Here is a 23,037-nt window from a genome sequence, read left to right as displayed (position 1 = left end):
ACAGGCGATGGGGCGGCTGAAACCCCCGCGACCTACTCGCTTTCCGCGGCCTTCCGCGCACGGTACGCCGCAACATGGGCGCGGTTGGCGCAATTGCCCGTGTCGCAGTAAAGCTTGGAGCGGTTGCGGCTGAGGTCCAGCACGGCGGCGTCGCAGTCCTCAGCCGCGCACACCCGCATCCGCTCCATTTCCCTGCTGCGGATCACGTCGATGATGGCCATGGCGGCCTCTGTCCCCATGCGGTCGGCCAGGGGGGCTTCCGGGGTGGTGGCGTGGAGGTGCCAGTCCCAATGGTCATGCTTCACCAGTTGGGGGAGTGCTTTGGCGTCGGCGAGGAGCTTGTTGACGGACTTGGCCGCAGTGTCTTCGTCGGAACTCCAGAGTGCAGCCAACTCGCTCCGGAGCCGTTTGATGCTGCTCAGCTCCGCGGGTGAGTTGGTACGGGAGCCCGTGAATTCTTCGGCGTCCAGGAACGCGTCGAGGTCCTCCAGCGTGGCCAGCGCTTCTTCTCCGTTGGCCGCGGTATTGATCAGATTGACGACGCTACGGAGGGCAACCTCGGTGTCAGGCGCAAAAAGCACTTTGACTCCTTACAAGGCTCGGGAGTACTGTCATGACCATAAGCCCACTTTACTCCTGACAGGAGGCTGCTGTGTCAGCTCCAACGACGAAGGCTGATGCAAAGGGATTCCTCGCATCAGGACTCGGCATCGCGCTCTTTTCTTCCGCTGTTTTCGGTACATCCGGCTCATTCGCCAAATCGATGCTGGAGACCGGATGGTCACCCGGGGCCGCGGTTGCCGTGCGTCTGACTGGTGCCGCCCTGATCCTGGTGATTCCCGCCGTCGTGGTTCTTCGCGGCCGTTGGCACCAACTCAAGGACAACTGGCTCACCATCCTCCTTTTCGGGCTTATCGGGGTCGCAGGCTGCCAGCTTTTCTATTTCAACGCCGTTGCCCGCTTGTCCGTGGGGGTGGCGCTGCTGCTTGAGTACCTTGCCCCGGTGATGATCGTGCTGTGGTTGTGGATCGCCAGCCGACGACGCCCGCGCGCCCTCACTGCTGCGGGCGCACTGTTGTCGTTGGGTGGGCTGGTTCTGGTGCTCGACCTGACGGGTTCGGTGAAGGTGGACTTCATTGGTGTCCTCTGGGGCATGGCCGCCGCCGTTTGCCTGGTGATCTACTTCTTCATTACCGCCAAGGAAAATGACACGCTCCCTCCGCTGGTACTCGCTTCAGGCGGGCTCCTGGTCGGGGCCATTGTGATGTGGCTGGTGGGCCTGTCCGGGATACTCCCCATGACCTTCAGTGCTGCAGACACCACCCTGGGACCGTGGACCACACCTTGGTGGGTATCCGCCGTGGGCCTGATCGTCCTGGCGACAGTGCTCGCGTACGTTTCCGGCATCATGGCTGCCCGCAGCCTTGGCTCCAAGGTGGCGTCCTTCGTGTCCCTCACGGAAGTGTTGTTCGCCGTGGTTTGGGCTTGGTTGCTCCTGGGTGAGTTGCCGGGGCCGATCCAGTTGCTGGGCGGTCTCCTCATTGTGGGCGGGGTAGTGCTTGTCCGCGTTGACGAGTTGCGTGGTGACCGCAGGGCGGCCCGCGCACAGTTGCCGTCCGTCCTGGACCATCCGAACGACGTCGAACCTGTTCCCTCCGGATCCGTCACCGAGGCGCCCCGGAACTAACGGAACCACCTCGGCTTAAGAGCAAAAGGCCCGGACGCGTATGCGTCCGGGCCTTTCTCCAACTGTCTTAGTTGGAAGCCTGCTGCTGCTGCTCAGCGTTCTTCTGAGCGCGATCGCCGGCTTCGCGAAGTGCGTCGGCAACCTTCTTCAGGTTCGAAGCGTGCTGGCTGTCCCACTCACCGCGGAACTTGTCAGCGTCCGGGCCCTTCCAGTCGGTGCCGTCAAGGGCACCCTTGAGCTGGGAACGCTGCTGCTCGATGTGCTCAGCACCGGCCTTCAGCTTATTACCGAGCTGACGAAGCTGATCAACATCTGCACCCCAAATAGCCATGAGATTCTCCTTCATTGTTCGGACCCGAGCTCTTCGGCATCCCCAGCGGCCTCCGGCTCATCCGGAAGATCCAATAGCTAAAACCTATCCCGGCAATCGCAAACCCGTCGATGGGCACCCCTCCCCATGCAGCACTGCCCATAGTTAGCATGGGGTTATGTGCCGCAACATCAGGACCCTTCATAACTTTGAACCGCATGCCACGACCGCTGAAGTGGAGGCCGCAGCGCTGCAGTATGTGCGCAAAATCAGCGGGTCCACCAAGCCGTCCAAAGACAACGAGGAAGCCTTCGCCGAGGCCGTCCACGAGATCGCGCACATTACGCAACATCTCCTGGACTCCCTGGTGAGCCACGCCCCGGCGAAGAACCGTGACGAGGAAGCAGCCAAGGCAAGGGCCAGGGCAGCGGTCCGCTTCGGCACCGCTTAGGACTTCCCGGCCGCCTGCCTTGGGCTACTTGCCGAAGGACCGGAGCCGCAGGGAGTTGGCAACGACCAGCACGGAGCTGGCGGCCATGGCCGCGCCCGCGATCATCGGGTTCAGGAAGCCCAGCGCTGCCACCGGGATGCCGATCGCGTTGTAGAAGAAGGCCCAGAACAGGTTGGTCTTGATGGTGGACAGGGTCTTGCGCGAAAGCTCGATGGCCTGAACCAGCTGGCCAAGGTCGCTTCCCATCACCGTCAGGTCAGAGGCCTCGATTGCGACGTCAGTCCCGGAGCCCATGGCGATTCCCAGGTCAGACTGCGCCAGGGCTGCAGCGTCATTGACCCCGTCCCCGGCCATGGCCACTGTTGCCCCCGACTCCTGGAGCTTACGGACGGCCTCGACCTTGCCCTGGGGCAGCACTCCTGCGTAAACATCGTCAGGTGAAATTCCGACGGCGGCTGCCACCTGCGCGGCTACGGCAGCGTTATCTCCGGTCAACAGGATGGGGCGGATGCCCAGCTCCTTCAATCTCCGGATGGCTGCGGCCGAACCCGGCTTGATGGTGTCGCTCAAGCTCACAATTCCGGCAGGCTGCCCATCCACTGCGACCCAAATTGCGGTGGCGCCGCCGTTTTCCTCGGCCAACAGGACTTCCCGCTGATTCGAATCGAGCGGGATGCCGTTCTCCTGGAGCCAGCCGGAGCGCCCAACCACCACCGTCCGGGTGGTGTCGCCGAAAGCCACGGTTCCCCGGACTCCGCCGCCGGGAGCGGAACTGAAGCCGTCAACGCGTGGAAGTGCGCCGGCGTCGGGCATTGCGTCCTTGGCTGCGGAGGCGATCGCGTGGGCGATCGGGTGCTCGGATGCTGACTCAACTGCGCCCGCCAACGTGAGGACAGTTTCAGGAGAGTAGCCATTCAGGGCCACAGTGTGGTCCACGGAGAGCTTGCCACTGGTGACGGTGCCTGTCTTATCCAGCAGGATGGTGTCCACGTGCCGGGTGTCTTCGAGTACCTGTGGGCCTTTGATCAGGATGCCGAGCTGGGCTCCGCGGCCAGTTCCGGTCAGGAGGCCAACTGGAGTGGCCAAGCCCAAAGCGCAAGGGCATGCGATCACCAGGACGGCAACAGCGGCGGTGAACGCTGCGTTGAGGTCGCCGGTGAAGAACAACCACAGAAGGAATGTCACCAGGGCGATGATCAGGACGATCGGCACGAATACCGAGCTGATCCTGTCGGCGAGCCTGGCTATGGGAGCCTTGCCCGTCTGAGCCTGGCTGACCAGGCGTCCCATCTGGGCAAGGGTCGTATCTGAGCCGACGCGCGTGGCCCGGACCAACAAGCGCCCGGATGTGTTGATCGTTGCACCGGTTACTGCGCTTCCGGGCCCTACCTCGACCGGCACGGATTCCCCGGTCACCAGTGAAGCGTCAACGGCCGATGCGCCATCTGTGACAACACCATCAGTGGCGATTTTCTCGCCGGGACGGACCACAATGACGTCACCCACAAGAAGCTGGTCCGCAGGAATCTTTTGCTCCCGGCCGTCCACCAGGATGGTTGCATCCTTGGCGCCCAGGTTCAGGAGTGCTTTCAGGGCATCGCCGGCTTTGGCTTTGGCGTTGGCCTCAAGGTACCGGCCCAGGAGCAGGAATGAGGTGACCACTGCCGCGACTTCGAAGTACAGTCCCCCGCCGGACATGCTTTCCATGCCGGGGTGTTCGGTCATCCGCGGGTCAGCGAACAGCTGCCAGGCCGAGTACAGGTATGCGGCGATGACACCGATGGAAACCAAGGTGTCCATGGTGGAAGCGAAGTGCCGGGCGTTGATGGCTGCGGCCCTGTGGAAGGGCCAAGCCGCCCAACTCACCACCGGCAGTGCCAGGGCCCCGACTACCCAACCCCAGTTGGCAAACTGGAGGGCGGGGATCATTGAGATCGCGAAGACGGGAACGGTCAGCACCGCCGCAACGATCAGGCGCGGGCGGAGCGTTGAGGCGGACGGACCATGCTCCATGTGGTTTTCGTGGGCGTCGTGATCCTCAGTGTGGGTATGCCGTACGGGAGCCTGCCTGATGGTGGCTTTGTAGCCCGTGGCGTTGACCGTGTCCACGATTTGCTGATCCGTCACCCCAGCCGGGACCGTCACGTGCGCAGATTCGAGGGGCAGGTTGACGGTGGCCTCGACGCCTTCGAGCTTGCCCAGTTTTCGTTCCACCCGGTTGACGCACGAGGCGCAGGTCATGCCCTCGATGTCCAGTTCGATAACCCGGGGTGCGGGTTGGTTGAAAGTCTCCTGGTGACTCAAAAGGGACTCCTAAGCTTCGTTGGCTACCACCAGGTAGCCGGCTTCTGCCACGGCCTCGCCTATTTCAGACGGCGAGAGCTCCTTGGTTGATGTGATGGTCACGGTGGACAATCCGCCGGGGTTGAGGTCAACGGCCACGTTTTCGACGCCGTTGAGCGACTCGAGTTCTTCGCTCACGCTTGAGACGCAGTGGCCGCAGGTCATGCCGGATACGTTGACGTTGGTCTGGATGGTCTGGCTCATGGTGCTCTCCCTGGTGACGAGTTGGATGGGATGGTGTTTGGTGCCGGAGTTAGCGCAGCAGGCGCCCGATGGCATCGGTGGCTTCCTTCACCTTGGCGTCAATCTGTTGGGTCCTGGTTTCGGGGTTTGGCTCGGAGGCGGCACCGACGACGCAGTGGCCGATGTGCTCTTCTACAAGCCCGAGGCTGACCGCATGGAGGGCCTTGGTGGCAGCGGCTACCTGGGTGAGGATGTCGATGCAGTATTTGTCCTCCTCAACCATGCGTGCGATACCGCGGACCTGCCCCTCAATCCTTTTTAAGCGTTTGAGGTACGCGTCCTTGTTGCTGGTGTAGCCGTGAGGTGCCACAGTTTCCAGATCCGCCTCGATGACGGGCGCATCCGGATGGCTCATTCTCAGATCTGGCGTGCTCATGAATTGAACCTATACCCATAGGGGGTATCTGGTCAAGTACCCCCAGGGGGTATAAGTGACGAAGCCCTACACGCTGGGCCGCAGGACAAAGGACTAGACCAACCACCTCGTTAGGTATAGACCAAAAAGCCCGAAATCTGGATTCTTGTTTTGCAATGCAAACCTTTCGGTAAATGTGCTTCCGCCCACACCCTGGCGTTCATAGTGTTTGGTCTCATAGCCGCGGAGGGGGAAGTCCCGCGGAACCCAACTTTCTCCATGGAGGACACTTGAAACTCGCACGCTCCGCCGCGGCAATCGCCATCGCAGCGCTCGCACTGACCGCCTGCGCCCCACCCACCTCGAACAACGCTGCATCAAGCTCGGACGAGCAGACCGGAACCGTCCGTGTCTGGCTGTTCTCCGAGGTCAACCAGGATCCCAAGTCCGCCGTAGTGAAGGAAGCCGTCACTGAGTTCGAAGCGGCACACAATGGTGCCAAGATCGACGTCCAGTACATCCCAGTGGACAGCCGCGCCGAACGTTTCAAGGCCGCGTTCAATGATCCTTCCAGCGCGCCGGATGTCGCCGAGTTCGGCAACACGGACCTGGCCAGCTATGTCGCCTCCGGCGGCTTGGCGGATGTCACGGAGGACATCAAGTCCTGGGATGAGGCCAAGGACCTTGACCAAAAAATCCTGGACACCACCGAAATCGACGGCAAGAACTATGGTGTCCCGTGGTTTGTCGGCGTCCGTGCCCTCTATTACCGCACGGACCTCCTGCAGCAGCTCGGTCTCCAGGTACCTAAGACCTTGGATGAGGTCGAAACCGTTGCCCGCGCAATCCGGGCAGCCAATCCGGACCTGCTGGGAATCTCCGTAGGCGGAGCCGCGCAGTTCTCCGCGATGCCGTACCTGTGGGCCAATGGCGGCGAGATCGCCACTAAGGAAGGCGACAAGTTCGTCTCCAAACTGGACTCTGCCGAATCCCGCGAAGGTGTTGCCGCTTATGCCCGCCTCCTCAAGGACGACATTTGCCCGGCCCAGACCTGCGCGGAGTTCGGCGGTAATGCCAGCGTCCAGCAGTTTATTGCCGGCAAGTCCGCAATGACCATCGGCGGAGACTTCAACTACAAGGCCGTTGCCGCCAGCGCCATCAAGGACAAGTTCGCCGTCGTTCCGGTTCCCGGCAAGACCGCCGGCTCCATCGCCCCGGCGTTCGCCGGTGGCAACAACCTGGGCGTCTTCAACAGCAGCGAACGGCGCACGCTCGCCGCCAACTTCGTGAAGCTGCTCGCCAGCAAGAAGTACCAGCAGAAGATGTTCGACTCCATGGGCAACCTCCCCACGTTCAGCGACGTCCAGAAATCAGTGGCGGAGAACAACAAGCAGGTTGAACCGTTCATCAACACCTTGGGCGCGGGCACCAAGTTTGTCCCGGTCACGGAGAACTGGTCCACGATCGATGCCCAGGGTGTCTTCACCGGCATGTACCAGAAGGTCGTGACGGGCAAGGCTGACGTCAACACCGCTACCACCGAGGCTGCATCAGCCATGAATACGGCATTCGGGTCAAAGTAATGCGCTGCACCCCATCACATCCCGGAGGCGCAGCATGACAGCGCTCACCCCGGTCCTGCCCGATGCGCCCCAGGGCGGTACACCGGAAAAAGGATCGACGACGGCGGCACGCAAGTCCCAGCGTTCCTCCAACGGAAAGCGTGGGCTGGAGCCTTGGCTCTACCTTGCCCCGGCCTTCATTGTCCTGATCGCACTGCTGGGCTATCCGATCTTCCAACTGATCAACGTCTCGCTGTACGACTACCGCCAGGCCCAGGTCAGCGGCAAAGCACCACTGAACTTCGTTGGCCTCGGGAACTACCAGAAGCTCTTCGCTGATCCGCAGTTCTGGACCGTCCTGGGCAACACCGTGGTGTTCGCTACCGCCTGCGTGGTCTTCACGTTGTTGGTGGGCAGTTCGCTGGCTGTGCTGGCAACAAGGTTGCGTCCCTGGGTCCGTTCGATGCTTTTCGTAGTGTCGCTCGGAGCCTGGGCCACCCCTGCAGTTACGGGCAGTGCCGTGTGGCTGTTCCTGTTCGATCCCACCCTCGGCTTGGTCAACAAGACGCTGGTCTCGATCGGCTTGACGCAGTTCCAGGGTTACTCCTGGACGTACGACAAATGGTCGGCTTTCGGACTCGTGGCCAGCGAAGTGGTGTGGTGCTCGTTCCCGTTCGTCCTTGTCACTGTCTACGCGGGCATCCAGGCAATCCCCACCGAGGTCATTGAGGCCGCCAGGATCGATGGCGCTTCCATGCCGCGCATCGCCCGCAGCATCATGCTCCCGATGCTGCGTCCGATCGTGATCGTGGTGACCATCCAGTCCATCATCTGGAACTTCAAGATCTTCTCGCAGATCTACATCATGACCAACGGTGGTGGCATAGCCGGCCAGAACCTGGTGCTCAACGTCTACGGCTACCAGCAGGCGTTCGCTGCGAGCCTCTATGGCCTGGGTTCTGCGCTCGGCGTGATCATGACCGCGCTGCTCATGGTCATCACGCTTGTCTACCTCCGGATCCTCAAGAGAACAGGCGAAGCCCTATGACCGCCGTCGACGTTTCATTGGCCGCCCGCAACAATACCAAGGCCGCCCCGCAGAAGCTGCGCAAGCAGGGCAAACGCCGTTTCGGCGCCGATGCGGCCGCGATCGTCATCGCGTTGATCGTTGCCTTCCCGCTGTTCTGGATGGTGCTGTCCGCGTTGAAACCCAAGACAGCGCTCGACGCCGGTGATGCAGCTCCGTACACGCTGGAGCCGTCGCTGGACTCGTTCGGGCGCGTCCTGGGTGTCAACAATTTTGGCCAGTACTTCCTGAACAGCGTGATCGTGGCACTCGTGGTGGTTGTGCTGTCAACGGTCCTTGCGTTCCTCGCTGCGGTGGCCCTGACCCGCTACAACTTCAAGATGCGGACCAAGCTCCTGGTCATCATCCTGGTTTCGCAGATGGTGCCCGTTGAAGCCCTGACGATTCCGCTGTTTTTCCTGCTCCGCAACGCCGGCGAGGCCATCCCGCTGGTGGGCCTGAACCAGTTGGGTTCGCTGGTGCTGGTGCATGTTGGCTTCAGCATTCCGTTCGCCATCTGGATGCTGCGGGGCTTCGTGGCGGCTGTTCCTTTGGAAGTGGAGGAGGCTGCCCGCCTAGACGGTGCCAGCAGCTTCCGGTTTGTCCGCTCCATCCTGTTCCCGCTGGTGGCCCCCGGTGTGGTGGCGTGTTCGGTGTTCTCGTTCATTTCCACGTGGAACGACTTCCTTTTTGCCAAGACGTTCATCATTTCCGCGCAGGAGAACCAGACGCTGCCCATGGCACTCCTGACGTTCTTCAAGCCTGACCAAAACGATTGGGGCGCCATCATGGCCGGCTCGGTCATCATGACCATTCCCGTGCTGATCTTCTTCGTGTCCGTCCAGCGCAAGCTGGTATCCGGACTGGCTGGGGCGGTGAAGGGATGAGCGCGCTCCATCAGTTGGTCCCTGCGCCGTGGTCCTTCTCCGCGGGGACTGGCGAGCTGGTGCTCGACGCCGGAACAACGGTGGGTGCCGACCCTGAACTGAGCGGGGCGAGGCGTTGGCTCTCCCGGGCTTTGGGGGCAGCCACCGGGTGGGACCTCGCACCTGTGCCGCCCCAGGAGGCGGGCATCCGACTCCTGCTTGCCCCCGCGCTCGATGCCGAGGCGTATCGCCTGGAGGTGGGGGACGCCGTCGTGATTTCCGCCGGTGGTGCCGCTGGCGCCTTCTATGCTGCTCAAACCCTCCTGCAGCTGATGGGACCGGCAGCGTTGCGCCAGGCCCCGGTTGCTCCTGCTGAGGCGTGGCCACTGCCGCGGGTACGGGTGGAGGACAAGCCGCGCTTCGGTTACCGCGGGACCATGTTGGACGTCGCACGGCACTTCATGCCCAAGGACAATGTGCTGAGGTTCATCGAGGTCATGGCCATGCACAAACTCAATGTCCTGCACCTGCACCTGACGGATGACCAAGGGTGGCGAGTTCAGATTAACCGCTATCCCAAGCTCACTGAAACGGGTGCTTGGCGGCGTGAGTCTTCGCTGGGTTCCTGGCGTGCCGGCGTTTTCGACGGCCGTCCGCATGGGGGCTTCTACACCCAGGATGACCTTCGCGAAATCGTGGCTTTCGCCGCTGAAAGGCACATCACGGTCATTCCGGAGATCGATGTTCCGGGGCACAGCCAAGCCGCGATCGCTGCGTATCCGGAGCTTGGGGCGGGCGATGGGCCGGTGGAGGTCTGGACGCGCTGGGGCATCAACGAGACAGTGCTGGAAGTTTCTGAGACCTCGCTGGAGTTCTACCGCAACGTCCTGGACGAAGTGGTGGACATCTTCCCCTCACCGTGGATAAGCCTTGGCGGAGACGAAGTGCCGCTCACCCAATGGCAAGCCAGCGCCCAGGCGCAAGCCAAGGCTGCCGCCTTGGGCCTGGACGACGTCTCGGGCCTGCACAGCTGGTTCGTCGGGCAGCTCGCATTGCATTTGCAGAGCCACGGCCGTGCAACCTCCGTCTGGGATGAAATCGGCGACGGCGGCCTCCCGGACGGCGCGCTCGTGGCGTCCTGGCGGGGATACGAGGGTGGGATTGATGCCCTCCGCAAGGGCTATGACGTGGTGATGTGCCCCGAGCACAAGCTGTACCTGGACCATCGGCAAGCCGATGGCGACGACGAGCCGGTGCCCGTGGGTTTCGTGACGACGCTTCAGGCCGTCTATGAGTTCGAGCCGCTGCCCGGAGTTGGGAACGAGGACCTCCCCGGCCGCCTGCTGGGAGCGCAAGCCAACATCTGGACCGAGCATCTGGACTCGCCGCGCCGCGTGCAGTTCGCAGCGTTTCCCCGCCTTAGCGCCATCGCCGAAGTGTTCTGGTCGAACCCGGAAAACCGGGACTACGATGAGTTCCTGAACCGGCTCTCAGGTGCACACCTGGCACGGCTTGAGGCCATGGGTGTGGAGTACCGTCCTTTGGAGGGCCCCGCGCCATGGCAGAAGCGCCCTGGTGTTGAGGGCTGGAAACGCGATTACGACGCAGAGCAGCTCGTGAGGAACTGAGTGACTACTGAAGGCAAAGAGATCCGCAACTCCTCGGCCTCGCTGCGCAAGGCTTTGGCTCTGCTGACAGTCGTGGCCGAGGAGCCCGGCAACGGCGATGGCCTGGCGCTGGTGGAGCTTGCCCGGCTATCCGGCTTGAACAAGAGCACGTTGCTGCGTTTGGCCGCGCCGCTGCTCGAGGAAAACCTGTTGGAGCGCGACCACGAGACAGGCAAGTTCCGGCTGGGCCACGGCTGCCTGCGCCTGGGGCAGTCCTACCTTGACCGGGTTGACCTGCGCAGTGTTGCCAACGGCGAACTCCGCGCCCTCATGCGTGCCACTGAAAGCACCTGCCACTTGGTGGTGCTTTCCGGGCACGACGTCGTCTACCTGGACAAAGTGGAGGATGAGGCTACGGTACGCATGGCATCGAGGGTCGGCGCCACCATGCCGGCCTACTGCACCGCCGTCGGCAAGGCCATGCTCGCCTTCAGTCCCGAGGAGGTGGTGGGTCCCATCCTCGCGGGCGATCTGGTGCCCCTCACGGATAAGACCATCACCGATCCGGCCCTGTTGCGGGCCGACTTCGAGGCGATAAGGCGCCGGGGCTACTCCATTGATGACCGTGAGAACGAGCCGGAGGTCCGCTGCGTCGCAGCCCCCATCTTCGGCCATGATGATCATGTAGTCGCCGCTTTGTCCGTGTCTTCCCTGTCGTCACGGATGACTGCCAAGCGCGTACGCGAAGTGGGACCGATGGCCGCCGAAACAAGCCTTCGCATTTCCGCGAAACTGGGTTCCCGCAGGGCAAGCGCAAAGCTGGCGAAGCTCGCATGACACTGGATCCCGCAGCGTATTTCCGGGCAAAGCTCCAGTGCGAGATCGACGTCATGGATGTCGCCGAAGCTCCACCGGGATCCCTGGTGGTAGTGGATACCCGTCGGCAGTCGTCGTGGGACCACGGACATATTCCCGGTGCCGTACATATCCCTACGGCACGGATTCCGGAGCTGGCAGCCGAGCTGATCCCGGCCGGATCACACGTGGTGGTCTATTCCTGGGGTCCAGGATGCAACGGCAGCACGTTCGCCGCGCTCGCGTTTGCCGAGTTGGGGTATCCGGTCAGGGAGATGATCGGTGGCATCGAGTACTGGATCCGGAATGGACTCCCCGTGGAAACGGACGCGGGAATCCACCCCAGTGAGCCCGACCCAAGGGTGACTGCACACCAAAGCTGAGCGCCCAGGGCGAAACTTCAGCCCTTCTTCAGTTCCTGGGCAAGCATCACCAGAATGCCGCTGGGCCCGCGGAGATAGGTGAGTTTGTACACGTCGCCGTACCTGGCCACGCCGCGCAGCGGAGTGCATCCGTGCTTGGCGGCTACTTCCAGGGCTTGGTCGATGTCGTCAACGGAGAAGGCCACCCGATGCATCCCGATCTCGTTCGGAAGGGTGGGGTGTGTCTCGATCGCATCCGGGTGGATGTATTCGAAGAGTTCCAGTTGTCCCTGACCATCAGGGGTTTGAAGCACCGCGATCTTCGCGTGGTTGCCATCAAGCCCGACGGCGGTATCGGCCCACTCGCCGCTGACGGTGTCCCGCCCCAGGACCGTCAGGCCCAGGTCGGTGAAGAACGCGATGGTTTCTTCGATGTCCCGGACTGCAATGCCGACGTTCTCAAGTTTGATGGCCATGGGTTCGAAGCTACCAAGGCATGCGGAATAGCTCTAGTGGCGAATCGGCGCAACACCCGGCCGGGAATAGGATCGGGTGTGCACCATCGCTCACAGGGGGCCACCACGAGACCAGATTAGCGGCACCGAATAGGCTTGGATCATGCTGAACCTGGTCCTTGGACTTCTCTTCGCGGGCCTCTTCCTCGCCTCCTACCAGTCGGACCGGCGGCGGTTGCGCAACGGCGTGCTGCTGCTGGTGTCCGCCTGGTTCCTCCTCCAGGCGATCCTGGACTTCCTGGTTGCCCTTAACCCTTGGTTCGAATGGCTAAACCTGGTGGTTCTGGTGGTTCCCGTCGTGAGCATCTTCGTGTTCGCGGCCTTCCTGATCGCCAACGGCCTGACGATGGTCCGCAGGGAAGGTCCAGGTATCACCAGCTTCCTCCCGATCGCCGTGGGGTTGGCGGTGTTCCTGGCCCCGGTGATCGCCTTCCTTTTTGTGCTGAGCGGGCAACCCGTCCTGGCCGGTATCGCCGCCTTGGCGTTCTTCCTCTGCGCCTACCTTGGCTGTGCATTTGTGGTGTTCCTTGGATACGCCTTGGTGTACTCGAGGATGCGTTTCAGTCCCAACCCGGCAGCTGTGATCGTCCTGGGTTCCGGTCTGATCGACGGCAAGGTCCCCCCGCTTCTCGCCGCGCGCTTGAACAAGGCCCTGGAAATCTACGACGGCGTCACTCCCGTCAGGCCTGTACTGGTGCCTTCCGGGGGCCAAGGCCCGGACGAACCCCGGCCGGAGTCTGCGGCAATGAAGGAGTACCTGGTATCGAAAGGTGCCGCGGACGACGACGTCCTGGAGGAAAACCAGGCCACCACCACCCGAGAAAACCTGGCAAATTCCGTCGCACTCCTGGCGGCAAAGGGCATCCACGGTCCACTGCTGGTGTGCACCAACAACTACCACGTGCTCCGCGCGGCGCTCCTGTCCCGTCGGCAGAAGATCGACGCGGAAGTGGTGGGTGCCCCGACGGCCAGATACTTCGTTCCCAGTGCTTTCCTCCGGGAGTTCGTGGCCGTGATGAGGGACAACCGCCTGACAAACATGGTCCTTTGCCTGCCGATGTTCGGGATTGCCCTGCTCATCACGGTGGCACTGGCAAACTCTTCCGTGGTTTAGCTACGGGTTGGGCGTCCCGTGGTGAACGTGTGGTTCCACCGGGTCACGGCGCCCTCGGTTAAGACGTAGCCCTTCACGGGAACTGCCGTGACAGTCACCGTTCCGTCGGGCTTCCTGTAGGTCCCGGCAGCGATCACCTTGCCATCAATCACGTAGTTGACCCCCACCACCGCGGGGATGGCGTACGAGTCTTGCCCGCGACCGGGCTTGTCCGTAAAGGTGACGGCCGCCGGCGTCGCGGTGTCGTAACTCAAACCGAAGCCCAGCGGCAGAAGGACGCCGCCGCCGTCGGCTGCTGGTATGTTGACCGGCAGTTTGCCGGCGGGGTTCACTGTGCCGGCGATGGCCCGCACCACCCCGTGGAAATTGACGTTCGTTGTCCCGTAGCTGTTCAGCACTGCCGCAGCACCCGGGAAAACGCTGATGTCATAGGGATTGCGGGTGGCGATGACGATGACGGGTTTACCGGTCGCGGCGAGCTCGGCCACCATCTGTTGCTGGGCCGCGTTGGACGTGGCGTTGTACGAGGTGAAGACGACTGCGTCCACCGTGTTGGCGGCCGCTACAGCCCGCGCCCTATATGCGTTGGAGGGCGAACTCCCGTTTTCGTAGTCTTCGGTGACAGCAAATCCCTGATCCTTCAGTTGGGGCCCTACCAGTTCGGGCCAACCTGAACCGGACCCCACCATCAGTACCGAAGTGCCCGGGGCCAGCGGCAACACGCGATCCTGGTTCCGCAGCAAGGTAACGGCGCGGTCCGAGATCTGCTTGGCCGTTGTCAGGTTCCCTGCCGTGCCGACCAGACTGTCCACGCTGGCGGTATCCGTAAGGGGTTGCTTGAACACTCCCCGCTTGACCTTCCATTCGAGGATCCGCCGGACGGATTCGTCGAGGCGGCTTTCGCTCAGTTCACCGGACCCGACGGCGGCGCGAACCCCTGCGAACGACGCGTCCACATCGGGGGAGTTCAGGAGGATGTCCGAGCCGGCCTGGATGGCTTTGACCGCTATTTCTTCCTGAGGCCACTCCGCTGCCATGGCTGCCATGTCCAGGGCGTCCGTGGTCACCAGGCCCTTGAACCCGAGTTCGTCGCGCAGCAATCCGGTCAGCACCTTGTGGGAAAGGGTTCCGGGCATTTCCGGATCGATGGCCTGGACGATGATGTGGGCTGTCATGACCATGTCCACGCCGGCATCGATGGCGGCTTTGAACGGCTGAAGGTGCTTGTTCAGCGTTTCGCGGTCGTAGCTGACCGTGGGAAGACCGTAGTGGGAGTCCACTGAGGTGTCGCCATGCCCGGGGAAGTGCTTGGCGGCAGCTCCGACGTCCTGCGATTGCATCCCATTGATTTGCGCGACACCCAAGGAGCTGACAAGGGCGGGGTCCTCACCCATGGAGCGGATTCCGATGACCGGGTTGTCGGGGTTGGAGTTCAGGTCAAGCACCGGGGCGAAGTCCACGTTGATGCCCATGGCACGCATCTCAGACCCGAGAATCGTTCCCTGTGCCTGGGCGAGGTCCTTGTCCGCCGTGGCGCCGAGGGCCATATTCCCGGGGAGGACTGTGGCAGGGGGTCCGATGCGTGCAACGGGGCCGCCTTCCTGGTCGATGGTTACCGCCAGGGGAATGCCGTTTCCGTCAGCTCCCATCGCCCTTTTCTGCAGGCCGTTGGAAAGTCCCGCGACTTGCCGGGGGTTGTTGGTGTTGCCGGACCACGCGAAACAGAGGACGCCGCCGAGGTTGTACTTTTCCACCACTTCGCCGGGGGTGTTAACGCCGTACCGTTCCTGGTTGCTTGCCGCCATGGACGTGTCATCCGCGGACGAGCCGTAGACGTGGGTCCAGGTCATCTGGCCGATCTTTTCGTCCAGGGACATTCCCGCAATCATTGCCTCGATGTCTGGTGTGGTGCTGGTCGCCGTCGTGGGTTCCGCCGTGCGTTCCGCCGTGGTGGGCACGGCCGCAACCGCAGTGCCTGCGGCCGTCATGAGCAGTACTGTGGTGGCCGCCGTCAAGAGGGTAGTTCCTTTTCCGGGCATCTGCATTCCGATCGGTTAGTGGAGCAGCGATGTATTTACGGGATAAGTCATGTATATGACAAGAAAGTAGATTTGTCTCCAAAGGGTGGGTCGGCGGGGGGATTGCTCTCCGTATAGAGTCGTCTGCATGTTCGAACTCGTAGCTCCCGACGTGTCCTTCCACCAGTCCTTCATTGAGTCCCACGGCGAATGGGACGGCGCCAACCAGGACGGTGCGGGACTGTTCCCGGACGACGACGTCACCACCCGGGAAGGCTTCGCGGCCTGGGTGAAACGGCTGACCGATGCCGAGCATGCGCCCGAGAAGGACGGCTTTGTTCCGTGCACTTACCGCTGGATTACGGAGGGCGAAAGATATGTGGGAGCCATTGCCTTCCGTCACTACCTGACCCCGTACCTCCTCAACTCCGGGGGCCACATAGGCTACGGCGTGCGGCCGTCCGATAGGGGGAGGGGAGCGGCGTCGTGGGCTTTGCGGGAGGTCTGTGACCGGTTGTCGGTGCAGGGGGAGCCGGAACGCGTCCTCCTGACCTGTGATGACGCCAACGAAGCTTCCGCCAGGACAATTGAGCGCTGCGGTGGAGTACTTGAGGACGTCCGGACCGGAACGGACGGACGGGACTTCCGGCGCTACTGGATCGGGATACCGGCGTCGCTTAGCTGATCCGGGGCCTGTTCACCCTCCCGTCACCCGGCGCTGTTAGGCTGCCCGGCACTACCCGGCTGACCAGGAGGACCGCATGACGGAGGCAAACCCAATGGGTGCCGACGTCGTGCCTTCCGCCTATTTTTCGGAAGTTGGTTACATTCTTCCTACTGCCGGACATTAACCGGGTATGAGCTCGCAAACGGAGCAGGGGGATCGTGTGGAGTCGGCCAGGCAAGAGCATTTCCTGGCAGCACACGCGGCCTGCCATGACCAGGTTTACCGGTACTTCCTTCGTCGAACGGAAGGGGTAGCCGCGGCGGAGGACCTATGCGCAGAGGTTTTTCGGATCGCATGGGAGAAGTCCCTTGACCAGGAACTATCCGTCCTGATGGTGTTCGGCATAGCCCGGAACGTCCTCCGCAACCACTACCGTTCAAACCTGCGCTCCCTCAACCTCAGCCATCAGTTGGAGCAACAGCGGATGCCCTTCCCGGGTTCTGAAGACGGCACCCTCTCTGAGGTGTTGGACCAGCTCAAGCCGGAGGAGCGGGAGGTGCTGCTCCTGACCTATTGGGACGGGTTCAGCTCGGCCGAGGTTTCAGCGCTCCTCGGTGTCAGTGGCACGGCCGTCCGGATGCGTCTCCACAGGGCGCGGAAGTCACTAAGCCAGCTACTTCGGACAGATCCAGTCATAGAGGACGTGCAGCAATGAACAGCAAGGAAACGCTGGCTCGCCTCTCCGCAGCCGACCCCGCCTTGGCAGTCACCGAAGAAGACCTGGCCCGAAGCCGGGAAAGAAGCCTCGCAGTCATGCGCACTGATGCGGAACAACTCGCCGTCGGCAGCTCCGGAGAGCAGTCGCCTCCCCGTCGGCTCAGGCTGGTGGCAGGGCTCGGCCTGGTAGCCGTTGCCGCTGCCGTGATCGTTGGGGTGGCGGTCACCGAGACATCCTCGGAAGTGGTCCAGCCGGCGGAGCCCGCCGTCAGCTCCCCCCTGCCTGAAGTCACGGGCGTCCGGATGCCGACTTTCGAAGCCCGGATCGTCACCGGCGCCAACGGCAACAAAGCGGCCGTGGCTACGGACCCGGAAGCGGAGAACCAGATGGATGCCCTCAACACGGGAACGCTCGGCCTGAACGGTGGCGGATGCATAGCCCGTGTGGACCCCGACGGCAGTTCCAGCGGCCTCATTTTCCCCCGCGGAACCCTCATCACAGGGACCGGGGTGGTTCTGCCCGACGGAACAGCCATCAGCCTTGGGCAGCAATTCGCATTCGGTGGAGGCAACTCACCGGAAAACACGGAGCTGGGAGAGTGCGCCCCAACCGGCACGGCTTTCCTGGTCCAGAACTGGGACGCGCTTCCCTCGAAGTAGGCTCTCGGGCCTCCTAGTCGGTGACTTCTTCCTCCACGGGGTCCTTCAGCAGCAGTGCGGTGCCTTGGAACGGGCGGAGTTCGAGGAAGAAACTGCAGAGGTCATCGACCTGGCTGATGTCCTCGCCGCTGAACAGGTCGTGGACAGTCGCGCCCGGAACAAGGTGCGAGGACTGGATGCTGCCCGCGATGTCCTGGTCCGAGAAGTTCAGGACCGTGACCTGCAGGGCTCCGTCAGCGAGCTGGTTCACCAGGACCAGCAGTCCCTTGTTCGACACGTCCGGCACGTCCAGGAGTGTGCTGGTGGCAATCCCCGACTCTTCCCGCACGGAGAGGATCTGCTGGAGCCGCCGCGCATAGGAGTTGGAGTCCTTCAGCTGCTCAGGAAGTGGCCCGTAAAGGCTCCGGGCCCGGGGCATCCCCGCCAGCGAGGTTGTAGCGTCCGGGCTGGTGCCCATCAGGTCGTGGGCGCCGCGGTTGATCCAGCGGGTATCGCCCTGCGAGGTCAGCTCGCCCACTGTTTGGCGGTCCAGCGCCGTGATGCCCGTGAGGTCCCAGCCGGACAAAGCGAAAACACCCGGCTGCAGCGCGTTGTACATGGACAGGAGCACATGCGCGTCCAAGACTTGGGATTCCTGCTCGGGAGTGATGGCATCCGGGTCCTTGACGCCCAACGCTGCCATCAGGAAGCTCACGGTGGTGCAGGCAATGCCGTTGGTGGTGAAGACCGCGTTGTAAGGTCCGTTCTCACCTGTGAGGCGTTCCCGCATGGTGTTCTGGACCTTCTCGGCAACCTCAGCGCCGGTCAGTTCCTCGCCGCCGAGCTCGAAGATGTCATCCCGGTGCCCGGCCGCGAAGTGGAGCAACTCGTAGGTGAGTTCATCGTGGTTCTGGAGTGCGTGGACCAAGGACGCCTGGTCCACTCCGATTTCCATGGCCAGCTTGAGCGTAAGGCGCAGGAACTCGGTGTCACCGGTCACCAGTGCGTAGTGGTAGGCGGGCCGGGTGATGAAGTCGTAGGAAAGGTCCGGGCCGGACTCGGACTGGGACTTGATGTCATCGATAGTGAGGTTGAGCTCCTGGAAGGAGAACCCGCCCACCTTGCGGATCATCGAGCCGATCAGCTGGTTGGCTGCCTCCGACAACGGGTGTCCTTCGGACCAGCCCGGCTCTTCCTCCGCGCTCTTCTCAACGCCGAGGAAGCCGTTGGCGTCCAGCCGCAGGGCGCCCGTGCCGAGGTCCAGCAACGAGTGCAGGGCATCGCCCACCACCAGGCGCATGCCGGCGAACGTGGGGTCCAGCCAGTTGATGGAGGGCTGGCCGGACTTGAAGTAGTGGAGGTAGACCCAGCGGCGCTTCTTGCCTGTGGTGTCAATGATCGGCTTGGTGGCACTCCAGTTGGTTTCCTTGACCCCGGGTTCGTAGAAAATCACGCGCTGGAGCCGGCCGATGATATAACCCGCCTCTTGGAGGGCCTTCTCCGCCTCGGGGCTGATGTTGACAGAGTCCTGGTTCTCCGGGACGTCCGGCAACAGGTGCCAGTCTTCTTCGGGGATATCCACCATGTGATAGATGCCGGGGTAGTCCCGGAAGTTCATCTCTGCCAGCCGGAAGTCGGCGCCCTTGCCCGTGTGGCCGGGAACGATGTCGTCAATGACCGTGCCACCGTGGTCCACGGCGACCTCACACATCTGTCGGAACTCCTCCTCGGTGCCGAAAGCGGGGTCGATTGCCATGCTGATCCGGTCAAAGTGGCCGTCAACACTGGGCGTTTGCGACCAACCGCTGATGCCGCCGGCCAACTTCACAGGCCCTGTGTGTAGCCCGCGGATGCCGATTTCCCGGAAGGCATCCCACAGTTCCGGGTCACCGAGTGCCGACAGGAAGGACTGGCCGTCCTTGGTGATGAAGGACAGCGGATACGCCGTGAACCAGACGGGCGCGCGCTCCACAGCTGCCCGGGGATTGGGCCTGGCATACGAGTTCTGCCACATGCTGGCCTGCCCGGAAAGCTGCCGTGCCATGGTGTTGGCGTCCCCCAGCATCGACTGGTTGCGCAGCCAATCCACATACGTTTTGTTAAGGCCGTCGAATTCCAGCGACGGACGGGCCGCGAAGAACTGCCGACGCCGGGCAATGGGCCTCAGCGCCTTGGGGCGGGCGGGGTAGAACTGCTCGTCGAAGGTGATCTCGGGCTCAGGTGATTCGGTAACTGCTTCCTGTACTTCTTCCTGCGTTCCGTTGTGATCAGAGCCGACTTCTGCCGCGCTCTCGTTGACTACAGGCTCCCGCACAGCATTCTCCTTTACGCGGTCGCCGCTCCAGCGCCGACCTTCCGAGGGGGTCATTCAAGAGGTCACGTACCCGGGCGTACCCGGCGTAATCATGCTAAGCATCCTTGGCAGCTGTTTGTCGACCTCGGGGAGAAGTGAGTCGCGCCGGTTGAGGCCCGACGGCGGACGGCGACCACAGGATCCAGCCCGGACTTTGGAGTTACTCCTGCAACCGTGGTTCAAATTCGAACGGCCCACGCACCCTTCAATTTCCGGGATTGCTGGCGCATACTTTCGGGCATGGCTGACCCCCGCGTTGACAGCTACATCGAGTCCCTGCCGGAATGGCAGCAGGCAATCTGCCAAGCAGTCAGGGAGTTGGTGCTCGCCGCAGATCCGGACGTCCAGGAAACCATCAAACGCACCGTCCAGCCGTATTTCGTCCTGGACGGCAATATCTGCGCCCTCCTCGCAACCAAGGACCACGTCAACGTATTCCTTTATGACGGTGGCATTGTCCCGGACCCCCAAGGCATCATCACGGCCGGACACAACAACAAAACGGCCCGCACCGTCTCCTACCGCGAGGGTGAGGCAGTGAACGTCCAGGCACTTGGTGACATGTTCAGGGCCATCATCGCCAATAACCGTGCCGGTGGCTGGCGAAAGATCAAAGCCATCCGGCCGCCCGAAGCCACGCAATAGCGTCCGACTACGAACTGGATCGTGGCACGTTCAGTTCCTTCTGGGATCCACCGACCCGAATGGTTCCAGCCGCCACCCACGTCACCCCGCTCCCGTCCCGTTGAACGTGAGGCCGAGCAACGCGTTTTCGGTAACTTCGGGCAGTGCGGGGTGGATCCAGTATTGTTTGGCGGCGAAGTCGCGCACGTCGAGGTCGAAGGCCAGGACTGTGATCATCTGTTGGATGAGGGTTGATGCCTGGGGCCCCATGTAGTGCGCGCCGAGGAGTTTGCCGGTGCCGCGGTCGGCGATGAGTTTGCATATCCCGGTGGTGTCCTCCAAGGCCCAGCCGTATGCGACGTCACCGTAGTCCTGGATTTTGATGGTCACGTCGTGGCCGTGTTCGCGGGCTTGGGCTTCGGTCATGCCCACGGTGGCGATTTGCGGGTTGGTGAACGTAGCCGCGGGAACATGGTCGTGCGGCATTTTTTGGAGGTTGTCCGGGTTCAGCAGATTGTGGCGCACGGAGCGCATCTCGGCGTTGGCGACGTGCTTGAGCATGTAGGGGGAAGAGACGTCGCCAAGGGCCCAGACACCGGGCGCGGAGGTTGACCGCCCGTACTCGTCCACCTTGACGCGACCGTGCCCGGTCATCTCGATCCCGCCGGCGGCCAGGTCCAGCAGGTCCCCGTTGGGGATGCGCCCCGTGGCTACGAGCAGTACCTCCCCTGTCGCGGAGGTGCCGTCGTCGAGCCTGAGTGTTATGCCTTGGTCTGTCTGCTCGGCTCCTATGGTGCTTCGTCCCGGCCGGATGTCGAAGCGTTTGGCGGCCAGGGCGTTGAACCGGTCGTGGAGGTCGTGGTCCAGATGCCGCAGGAGCGTCGAGCGGGGAATGATGGTGACGTCGCTGCCGAGGGCGTCGAACACGTGGCCGAACTCCATGGCGATGTAGCCCCCGCCAATGATCACCAAGGATTTGGGCAACTCCGGCAGCCGCATGATGTCCTCGTTGGTGTAGTACCGCACGCCTGAAGCTGCGATGGCATCGGGAATCATGGGCCTGGAGCCGGCGGCGATCACCACCTGGTCACCGGAGATGGTCTTTTGGTGGGCACCTTCGCCGATGCGCAAAACGCGTTCTCCGATGAAGACGGCGTGGTGGTCGTAGACGTCGATGTTGGGGCTCCGCGGGCCACGGCGGTAATCCTCGCCTGAAGCGGCAATGGGGTCGATCCGTTTTTCAAAGATTCGGTTGACTATGCCCGGCCAATCCACCGAGTTGACCTGGGCGTCGAGGCCCAGTTGCTTGGAGTCAGCAATGTCCAGTGCGGTGTCGGCAGTGTGAACGTACATCTTCGACGGGATGCAGCCGACATTCAGGCAGGTACCGCCGAACGTCCCTTCTTCGATGATCGCGATCGACCGGTCTTCGAACTCCGGTCCGGGAATCGAGTTCCCGGACCCGGTGCCGATGATGATCAGATCGTAGTGCCGGTCCACGGCGATGTCGCTGGCAGCGGTGTCCATTTGGTGATCCTCACTCTGGGCTTCTTTCCACCCTAGTGAACCGATGGCGAATGGACCGGGGGATCGCGCGCCACGATCCGGTCACGTACAGTGAACACCCACGCCCCACCCAGCGCAGGAGAACCATGAAAATCGTCGTCATCGGTGGCAGTGGCCATATCGGCTCGTTCCTTGTCCCAAGGCTGGTGCGCGCCGGCCACGAGGTCATCAACGTCAGCCGCGGAACCAGTACGCCCTACACGGATTCCCTCGAGTGGCAGCACGTCCACCAGGTCACCGCGGACCGCGCGCAGGAGGACCGGGAGGGCACTTTTGGTGACCGGGTCGCTAGCCTGGGTGCCGACGTCGTGGTTGACCTGCTGTGCTTCACGCTCGAATCCGCCACCGCCCTGGTGAACAGTCTCCGGGGCGAGGCGGGGCATCTGCTGCATTGCGGGTCCATCTGGCGTTACGGCGCGAGCCGGAAGCTGCCTATCTCCGAGGGGTCGGACTCCACCGCGGAGCCGCTGGACGAATACGGTATCCAGAAACGCGACATCGCACGGATGCTGAAGGAAGAAACGGCCGACGGCGGTTTGGTCACCACGTCCCTGCACCCCGGACATATCGTAGGGCCGGGCTGGCATCCGGTGGGCCCGTTGGGAAATTTCGATCCCGCGGTGTGGGAAAGGATCTCCGCAGGACAGCCCCTCCAGATTCCGGGTGGGGGCACGGAGCTGATGCACCATGTGCATGCAGACGACCTCGCCCAGGCGTTTGAAAAGGCCATCGACCGGCGTGAGGCGGCGGCCGGGGAGGACTTCAACATCGTTGCTCCATCCGCCCTGACTGTTCGCGGCTACCTGGAGATTGCGGCGTCGTGGTTCGGCCAGGAGCCACACTCGGACATGGTCAGTTGGGACGACTTCCGGGGGACGACGACGCCGGAACACGCGAACACCAGCTGGGCCCACCTCTCCCGCAACCACTGCGTCAGCACCGAAAAGGCCAAGGCACTGCTGGGCTATGCGCCAAGTTATGAACCGGAACAGGCTGTCCGCGAGTCCGTGCAGTGGCTCATCAAGAACAACAAGCTGCACGTTGAGAGCCCAATCATGGCCTAAACCCGCCCACCCCCATGTACAACCCGTGCCCCAACCTCGAAGCTTAAGTAGCA

Annotated in this window: 23 protein-coding genes; 14 read left to right on the top strand and 9 right to left on the bottom strand. The window is 62.7% G+C overall.

The window, feature by feature from the left end; all coding sequences use genetic code 11:
• Nucleotides 1–32 precede the first annotated feature (32 nt).
• Nucleotides 33–581, bottom strand: coding sequence for a CGNR zinc finger domain-containing protein (locus tag ABHM97_RS01855; RefSeq protein WP_235518246.1), 549 nt, complete (start codon nt 579–581; stop codon nt 33–35).
• A 71-nt stretch (nt 582–652) separates the two neighbouring features.
• Between ABHM97_RS01855 and ABHM97_RS01850 the strand changes: the two genes are divergently transcribed.
• On the top strand, nt 653–1,687 hold the full coding sequence (locus tag ABHM97_RS01850; RefSeq protein WP_235518248.1) for an EamA family transporter: 1,035 nt from the start codon (nt 653–655) through the stop codon (nt 1,685–1,687).
• A gap of 67 nt (nt 1,688–1,754) precedes the next feature.
• Here the strand turns inward: ABHM97_RS01850 and ABHM97_RS01845 are convergent, their stop codons facing one another.
• On the bottom strand, nt 1,755–2,018 hold the full coding sequence (locus ABHM97_RS01845) for a WXG100 family type VII secretion target (RefSeq protein ID WP_018779397.1): 264 nt from the start codon (nt 2,016–2,018) through the stop codon (nt 1,755–1,757).
• Nucleotides 2,019–2,175: 157 nt separating this feature from the next.
• Between ABHM97_RS01845 and ABHM97_RS01840 the strand changes: the two genes are divergently transcribed.
• On the top strand, nt 2,176–2,448 hold the full coding sequence (locus ABHM97_RS01840; RefSeq protein ID WP_211710125.1) for a DUF2277 domain-containing protein: 273 nt from the start codon (nt 2,176–2,178) through the stop codon (nt 2,446–2,448).
• Nucleotides 2,449–2,472: 24 nt separating this feature from the next.
• Here ABHM97_RS01840 and ABHM97_RS01835 read toward each other — a convergent pair whose 3' ends face one another.
• Genes ABHM97_RS01835 through ABHM97_RS01825 form a run of 3 tightly spaced genes read right to left on the bottom strand, consistent with a single transcriptional unit; the run spans nt 2,473 to nt 5,410 of the window.
• Nucleotides 2,473–4,752 carry a heavy metal translocating P-type ATPase gene (locus ABHM97_RS01835; RefSeq protein WP_349469375.1) on the bottom strand — a complete coding sequence of 760 codons (2,280 nt, stop codon included), beginning with the start codon at nt 4,750–4,752 and terminating at the stop codon, nt 2,473–2,475.
• A 9-nt stretch (nt 4,753–4,761) separates the two neighbouring features.
• A complete protein-coding gene (locus tag ABHM97_RS01830; protein ID WP_026541102.1) occupies nt 4,762–4,995 on the bottom strand; it encodes a heavy-metal-associated domain-containing protein in 234 nt (77 codons plus the stop codon).
• Nucleotides 4,996–5,044: 49 nt separating this feature from the next.
• Nucleotides 5,045–5,410 carry a metal-sensitive transcriptional regulator gene (locus tag ABHM97_RS01825; RefSeq protein ID WP_349469374.1) on the bottom strand — a complete coding sequence of 122 codons (366 nt, stop codon included), beginning with the start codon at nt 5,408–5,410 and terminating at the stop codon, nt 5,045–5,047.
• 269 nt (nt 5,411–5,679) lie between these two features.
• On the opposite strand from ABHM97_RS01825, the gene ABHM97_RS01820 reads away from it, so the two are divergent.
• From ABHM97_RS01820 to ABHM97_RS01795, 6 genes are read left to right on the top strand one after another with little or no spacing between them, the layout of a single operon-like run.
• Nucleotides 5,680–6,972, top strand: coding sequence for an extracellular solute-binding protein (locus ABHM97_RS01820; RefSeq protein WP_349469373.1), 1,293 nt, complete (start codon nt 5,680–5,682; stop codon nt 6,970–6,972).
• A gap of 34 nt (nt 6,973–7,006) precedes the next feature.
• Complete coding sequence (locus tag ABHM97_RS01815; RefSeq protein WP_349469372.1) at nt 7,007–7,999, top strand: carbohydrate ABC transporter permease; 993 nt, start codon at nt 7,007–7,009, stop codon at nt 7,997–7,999.
• Nucleotides 7,996–8,904 (top strand): carbohydrate ABC transporter permease, encoded by a 909-nt coding sequence (locus tag ABHM97_RS01810; RefSeq protein WP_235518255.1) that lies wholly within the window; start codon nt 7,996–7,998, stop codon nt 8,902–8,904. The genes ABHM97_RS01815 and ABHM97_RS01810 overlap by 4 nt, the downstream gene beginning before the upstream one ends.
• Nucleotides 8,901–10,511 carry a beta-N-acetylhexosaminidase gene (locus tag ABHM97_RS01805; RefSeq protein ID WP_235518256.1) on the top strand — a complete coding sequence of 537 codons (1,611 nt, stop codon included), beginning with the start codon at nt 8,901–8,903 and terminating at the stop codon, nt 10,509–10,511. Before ABHM97_RS01810 ends, ABHM97_RS01805 begins: the two co-directional genes overlap by 4 nt.
• Nucleotides 10,512–11,327, top strand: coding sequence for an IclR family transcriptional regulator (locus ABHM97_RS01800; RefSeq protein ID WP_235518257.1), 816 nt, complete (start codon nt 10,512–10,514; stop codon nt 11,325–11,327). It abuts the gene before it with no gap.
• Nucleotides 11,324–11,728: a rhodanese-like domain-containing protein gene (locus tag ABHM97_RS01795; RefSeq protein WP_349469371.1), complete on the top strand. Its 405-nt coding sequence runs from the start codon at nt 11,324–11,326 to the stop codon at nt 11,726–11,728. Before ABHM97_RS01800 ends, ABHM97_RS01795 begins: the two co-directional genes overlap by 4 nt.
• Before the next feature lie 17 nt (nt 11,729–11,745).
• Here ABHM97_RS01795 and ABHM97_RS01790 read toward each other — a convergent pair whose 3' ends face one another.
• Entirely contained in the window at nt 11,746–12,183 is a 438-nt protein-coding gene (locus tag ABHM97_RS01790) for a VOC family protein (protein ID WP_349469370.1), read from the bottom strand.
• A gap of 142 nt (nt 12,184–12,325) precedes the next feature.
• On the opposite strand from ABHM97_RS01790, the gene ABHM97_RS01785 reads away from it, so the two are divergent.
• A complete protein-coding gene (locus ABHM97_RS01785) occupies nt 12,326–13,336 on the top strand; it encodes a YdcF family protein (protein WP_349469369.1) in 1,011 nt (336 codons plus the stop codon).
• Here the strand turns inward: ABHM97_RS01785 and ABHM97_RS01780 are convergent.
• Nucleotides 13,333–15,351 carry a glycoside hydrolase family 3 protein gene (locus tag ABHM97_RS01780; RefSeq protein ID WP_349469368.1) on the bottom strand — a complete coding sequence of 673 codons (2,019 nt, stop codon included), beginning with the start codon at nt 15,349–15,351 and terminating at the stop codon, nt 13,333–13,335. The genes ABHM97_RS01785 and ABHM97_RS01780 overlap by 4 nt on opposite strands.
• A gap of 151 nt (nt 15,352–15,502) precedes the next feature.
• On the opposite strand from ABHM97_RS01780, the gene ABHM97_RS01775 reads away from it, so the two are divergent.
• The 3 genes from ABHM97_RS01775 (at nt 15,503) to ABHM97_RS01765 (ending at nt 17,398) form a co-directional block, all read left to right on the top strand.
• A complete protein-coding gene (locus ABHM97_RS01775) occupies nt 15,503–16,039 on the top strand; it encodes a GNAT family N-acetyltransferase (RefSeq protein WP_349469367.1) in 537 nt (178 codons plus the stop codon).
• A gap of 172 nt (nt 16,040–16,211) precedes the next feature.
• Nucleotides 16,212–16,736 carry an RNA polymerase sigma factor gene (locus tag ABHM97_RS01770; protein ID WP_235518268.1) on the top strand — a complete coding sequence of 175 codons (525 nt, stop codon included), beginning with the start codon at nt 16,212–16,214 and terminating at the stop codon, nt 16,734–16,736.
• Nucleotides 16,733–17,398, top strand: a complete 666-nt coding sequence (locus ABHM97_RS01765) for a hypothetical protein (RefSeq protein WP_349469366.1) — start codon at nt 16,733–16,735, stop codon at nt 17,396–17,398. The genes ABHM97_RS01770 and ABHM97_RS01765 overlap by 4 nt, the downstream gene beginning before the upstream one ends.
• Before the next feature lie 13 nt (nt 17,399–17,411).
• Here ABHM97_RS01765 and treS read toward each other — a convergent pair whose 3' ends face one another.
• Entirely contained in the window at nt 17,412–19,691 is a 2,280-nt protein-coding gene (gene treS / locus ABHM97_RS01760; protein WP_349469365.1) for a maltose alpha-D-glucosyltransferase, read from the bottom strand.
• A 279-nt stretch (nt 19,692–19,970) separates the two neighbouring features.
• Here treS and ABHM97_RS01755 point away from each other — a divergent pair, with 279 nt between their 5' ends.
• Nucleotides 19,971–20,375: a DUF1801 domain-containing protein gene (locus ABHM97_RS01755; RefSeq protein WP_349469364.1), complete on the top strand. Its 405-nt coding sequence runs from the start codon at nt 19,971–19,973 to the stop codon at nt 20,373–20,375.
• Between the two features lie 81 nt (nt 20,376–20,456).
• Here ABHM97_RS01755 and mtr read toward each other — a convergent pair whose 3' ends face one another.
• A complete protein-coding gene (gene mtr / locus ABHM97_RS01750) occupies nt 20,457–21,881 on the bottom strand; it encodes a mycothione reductase (protein ID WP_349469363.1) in 1,425 nt (474 codons plus the stop codon).
• Between the two features lie 125 nt (nt 21,882–22,006).
• On the opposite strand from mtr, the gene ABHM97_RS01745 reads away from it, so the two are divergent.
• The gene (locus ABHM97_RS01745; RefSeq protein ID WP_349469361.1) at nt 22,007–22,984 is read left to right on the top strand and encodes an NAD-dependent epimerase/dehydratase family protein; all 978 of its coding nucleotides are present in this window, start codon (nt 22,007–22,009) and stop codon (nt 22,982–22,984) included.
• Nucleotides 22,985–23,037: the final 53 nt, after the last annotated feature.

Source organism: Paenarthrobacter sp. CAP02 (assembly GCF_040137855.1).
Taxonomy (GTDB): domain Bacteria; phylum Actinomycetota; class Actinomycetes; order Actinomycetales; family Micrococcaceae; genus Arthrobacter.
This window is presented reverse-complemented; position numbering and strand designations above follow the sequence as displayed.